Source organism: Amycolatopsis panacis (assembly GCF_003600245.1).
Taxonomy (GTDB): Bacteria; Actinomycetota; Actinomycetes; order Mycobacteriales; family Pseudonocardiaceae; genus Amycolatopsis; species Amycolatopsis sulphurea.
Genome location: NZ_QZFV01000023.1, coordinates 1 through 4,828, shown reverse-complemented (window position 1 = coordinate 4,828; position 4,828 = coordinate 1). Strand labels below are relative to the sequence as shown.

Genomic DNA, 4,828 nt, shown 5'->3' with positions numbered 1-4,828 from the left:
GGATCAATCGACTCAAACGCAACCGTGCCGTGGCCACTCGCTATGACAAGCTCGCTGTCCGTTACGAGGCCACAGTCCAGGTTGCGGCGATTAACGAGTGGCTACGACTTTGAAACACACCCTAGTCAATGAACTCACGGCGACCCCTCTCGTCTACCCGAGCCGAGACCGCAGTCAGCGCGGTGCCGTGACGAGGAAGCCCGCACCATCCACCCCAACAGAGCAACACGAAGGTGTCCAAGCTCAAGTGGCAGTCTCGTCCCCACATGGCCGCCAGTTGCTCAAACTCTCGAGTACCTGGCGTGTTACGTTGTCCTTCGGCTCACCGACAGCGAAACTTGGACGGTGAGCAGAAGGGAACACGGCGGCGTGCTTCCAGAGGAGGTCGTCGAGCGCATCATCGAGGTGCTGGCCGAGCGCGGCAAGAAAGTCCTCGCCTGCCTGCGGACCGCGGATGCGTTCCTGCGCCAGGCCGCCGAGGACGATGCGGGGCTGCGCTACGCGGAGAGCGCCGGTTATAACATCCGCGAAGCCCTCGATGCAGTCGTGGAGGACAGCGAGGCTGTTCGCGATGGCGTCCCGTCCGCGTTGGACGCGTGGAACCGGTATCTGGGCAGTCTCGGCTCGTCGCCGGAGGCCCGGGACGCAGCGTGGCGACCACTCGAGATCGAGATGTCGCGGCTGGGCAAGCGTCGCAACAGCGCGTCGTCGCGGGCGTCGAAACTGATCGGGTTTCTGCGACGGCGAACCGGAGTCGATGCGCTGCCCGGTGGCGCCGACCCTGTGACGGAATACAAGAAACTCCACGACGAATCTAGCAAGGCCGTGCACGGCGACGCCGCCTTGGCAACGGCGACCGACCTGTTCGACCGCGCCGTCGCTTGGTTCGTCCGGATATTTGCGCCGCCGGAAAGCATCATCCAAGCCATCCGGAAGCTGGCACGCGAGCCGTACCGGTCCCTGGAGCAGCTGGATCGCCTGCAGCAAATTGCTTACGACGAGCACCACCTGCGCCTGTTTTTCGCCGCGGTCACCGACCCGGCGTGGCTGCCTGCGATGCTGCAACGGGGTTTGATCACGTTGCCCGAGGCCAACGGCCTCTGGCCAGTGGCCGCCTTGATCGATGGTCTTGGCCAAAGCCATGCGCCCGAGGTCGCTACTGTCCTGGAAGACCTGGGCGGCAGAGTCAAAACCCTTCCTCAAGGCCTTCGCATACCAGCCGCCTTCGAGCTGCTGCGTGTCGCTCTGCACATCGGACCGCACGGCCACGGTGTCGCCGGGACCATCGTGGAAAGCTACTTCCAAGAGCGGAACATCATCGGTCTCGCCGTCGAGGTCGTACGCCAAGCAGCGCCCGAAGCCCCGGTGGTCAAGCGCATCGCCGATGTCGCCATTGGAACCGAGCCGTTCGACAACAATTATTACCGCAATACGGTCCTGCTGAAGCAACTCGCAGCGGGACTCACGCTTGACAACGCGAAAACCCGAATCGAGCTGCTGGCCGCCAAACTCGCGCGCTTGATCACCCCGGCGAATCTAACACTGCCCCTCGACACCGCGCGTCTGACGGCAGAGCTCGACGAACATCCTCGGATTGCGGACAACATGGCGCATCATCTGGCGCGGATGCTGCATCGCGCCCGGGAACTCGGCGTCCCCACCGATGATCTGCTTTCCTGGATACGGAAAGTGCCCGACGAAGCTGGAGACCGCCTTGCTTCAAGCGTTCTCACCCTTGCTGACGACATCCCGCTCGGTAACAAGATCGCGCATATTACCCGCAGGCTGGCCGCACCCGTGCCCACTGGCGATGACCAGGACTTGATCGAAGCTATCCACGCCGCGGCACCGCCTCCGGAGAAGCTCGTCGAATGGACGGACACTTTGGGCACGCCGCCCGAGCCGACCGGAGACGACAGCAGCCGCCCACCGGAAGACTGGTACCGAGTCTGGCGGTGGTCGCCCCTGTTGCCGTCGGAGGCACTCGCCGCATGGGCTGAGCCCATCGCCGAGGTAACTCGCCACGTTGGTGAACCGGGGACCAGCCACCTGGGTCATCGGAGCCCGCGATCCTGGTCGACGAAGGAAGAGTCTCCTTACAGCGCTGATGAACTCGCGTCCTACCCACCCTTGGAGGCAGCACGCACGATTGCGGCATGGCGGCCGGGCACCAGTGATCGCTGGCAGCTTACCAGCGCCCGCGTGCTCGCCCGAACCCTGGAGCAAACAATCGCATCCGACCCGCAACCGTGGGCAGCTGACGCCGTAAACGTAGTCGAGGCCCTCCGTGAGCCGATCTACGTCCTACACTATTTTCGTGCGCTCGCCGACAACGCCCAAACCGTCAGCACGCACACGTCGGCGGTTCTGCTCGCCGCGGCGCGCGCACGTAGCGCCAGATGGGAACCTGTCGCGCTCGGCAGCGACAACTACGAATTCGAACCCGACTGGCATAACGTCGACGCCACTTCGGTCGACCTGGCGGCGAATCTCGCGCGCTGCGACGGCAACTTGGCAGAATCGCTCGACGGAGTGTGGACATGGGCGACGACGCCAATCGAACTCGCGCCCGATGCCGAGCCCGAACACCCCTACGACGAGATGACCGACGCGCTGTTTCACGCGATCAACAGCGCCCGGGGTTGCGGCCTGCGGGCGACGATCTGGCTCGCGCGATGGGAACTCCGCAATGTCGGCGCGATCCGTCCGCAGTTCGAGGCTCTGTTGACGGCCACACTCGGGGTGCCAGGTGCCGCAGGTTCGGAATATCGCGCGATCCTTGCACAATACCGGCCCGTGCTGGAAAATTCAGTACCGGAATGGTGCGATGCCAACCTATCCCAGCTCTTCGGCCAGGACGCGCTCGGGCGTAACGCGCTCGCCATGACCCTCAAATACTCGCAACCAACGGCCTCTTTCTTCGCCAGGTTCTGTCAGACCCTCGTGACTGCGGCGCGACGTGGGCTGCCTCACGCGGATGCCTGGCTCGCGCTTGCGCTTGTGGACGAGGTGTACCCCTTCGACACCATCATCCGGTCCTTACGCGGCGATGCTGACGCCGTGCAGGCGCTCGGAAACCAGATCGCCTTCCACGGTCAGCACGTAGCGGAAGACTCCCGCGAAATGGCCAGTGCTCTCTCGCTGTGGCGCCAGTTGATCGCCGCCGACAGGCGGCTCGTACCCGGTGTCGCTCTGCGATCATCCGGACGGTGGTCGTTGGTAACCGCCATCCCTGACAGCATCTGGGCCGAACTGACCCTGGCGTCCCTTCGCATCACCGCCGGCAAGGTAGACCTCGTCATCGAAGTCGCCGATCGATGTGCCACCGCGGAAGTAACCGAAGCTACGCTTGAACTCTTTCGGTTACTTCTCGAAAACGACATACCCTGGGAACGCGGACATGTCGCGCTCCGAGCCCGTGCAACCCTGACCGCGAACCCATGCGCCTTGAACAGCACAGATGGCCGTGCCCTCGACCGCCGACTCACCGAACTTGGGTTTCCGGCGCCGCCGGACGACGCTGCTTGAGCCGCGCCTTAAGCAACGCTCAAGCCAGATGACGATCACCAGCACGACCAAGGGTGCGGTCAGCGCTGCTAAGAATCCTCCTCAGTCGAGCATGCCCGGGCGAGGCTTCCGTGTTGTCTCGCTGGGGATTAGTGCCGAACGCGTGTGACTTACTGTCTTGATCGGATCGTCACCCGCGGCGACGACCGGCGAGCCGCCCAGCAGGACGTTCAGAATCACATCGTTTTCTTGGTAGACGGCCCTACTGCGGTCGGCCAGCGCGGCAGCCAGCTCGGGTGAAGTCGCGTCGGGAAGCTTCCCCAGTGGTACCGCGGACGGGGCAGCGCTCGCTTTGGTGACCGTGAGGTGGTCCATCGCCAGCACCCTCGCCCCATAGAATTCCCGCACCTGTGCGGCGATGATCAGACCGTCACGATCGATGTCTCCCGCGTAGCTCAAGCTCACTCCGCAGTCGATCGCGTGCTGCAGGAACGCGTGGTCGACCGCGCGCAAGTGTCCGCTCGTGCAGGCGATCGGGCCAGGGAACTCCACAGCCAGCGCTGCTTCGATGACTGACGGGTTCTCGACGACCAAGATAGCGGCGTCCGCCAGGGTCGGCGGGTTGACTGTAAGGTCGAACAGAGTCAGCGGCACCGGACCGCCTCCCAGTCGAAGCCGTTCGTCGACGACGCCGGTACCCGAGGCTCGCAGGTTCAGCACCACGACCGACGACGACAGCCGATCCGCAAGCACCCCGGACCGCGCCAGAAGCGCCCTGACCGCGTCGGGCCGGTAGGTGATCGGTTCCCCAGCCCGTTCGGCGACTGCTTCGACCAGGCGCCGTCCGTTGAGCTTGTCCAGGTCGAAGCCGTGGGGATCGCCGGTGCAGTCATGTGCCAGTTTCGCCAGCGTCATCGGAGGAGCGTCCTGCAGGCGGAGCCGGTCGATCTTCGCCACGGCTGCCGCGAGGTATCGCGATTCGGTGCGGACCGAGTCGATTTCCGTGTCCGCGACGCCGGCGGCGCGGATCCGCCGTGCGAGCAGCGGTACGGCCGCCAGGGTGTTCTCCACCTCTGTCCAAAGCGTCGCACGTGCGGCCGCACTCGCGGCTCGTCCGGCGGTGTGGTTCACCACGGGTTCGCCCGTCGCCAGCTCGGCCATCGCCGGGAGGTGTTTGGCGGCGACGCCGAACCTGGCTAGCCGGGTGTTTCGCACATGAGTGATGGTGGGCGGACCCGGGAACTCCGGATTTGTTGATCATGGCGGTTGGGTGGGGTCGACCGCAAGGAGGTCGAGTAGCCGGGCTTGGATCGGGGTCGGC

2 protein-coding genes are annotated in these 4,828 nt (G+C 64.7%); one reads left to right on the top strand and one right to left on the bottom strand.

The annotated features are described in order from the left end of the window. Nucleotides 1-345 precede the first annotated feature (345 nt). Nucleotides 346-3,528, top strand: a complete 3,183-nt coding sequence (locus tag D5S19_RS02310; RefSeq protein WP_147397311.1) for a hypothetical protein — start codon at nucleotides 346-348, stop codon at nucleotides 3,526-3,528. Between the two features lie 81 nt (nucleotides 3,529-3,609). On the opposite strand, the gene D5S19_RS02305 is transcribed toward D5S19_RS02310, so the two are convergent. Then, on the bottom strand, nucleotides 3,610-4,722 hold the full coding sequence (locus D5S19_RS02305; RefSeq protein ID WP_120021665.1) for a TIGR02679 domain-containing protein: 1,113 nt from the start codon (nucleotides 4,720-4,722) through the stop codon (nucleotides 3,610-3,612). Nucleotides 4,723-4,828: the final 106 nt, after the last annotated feature.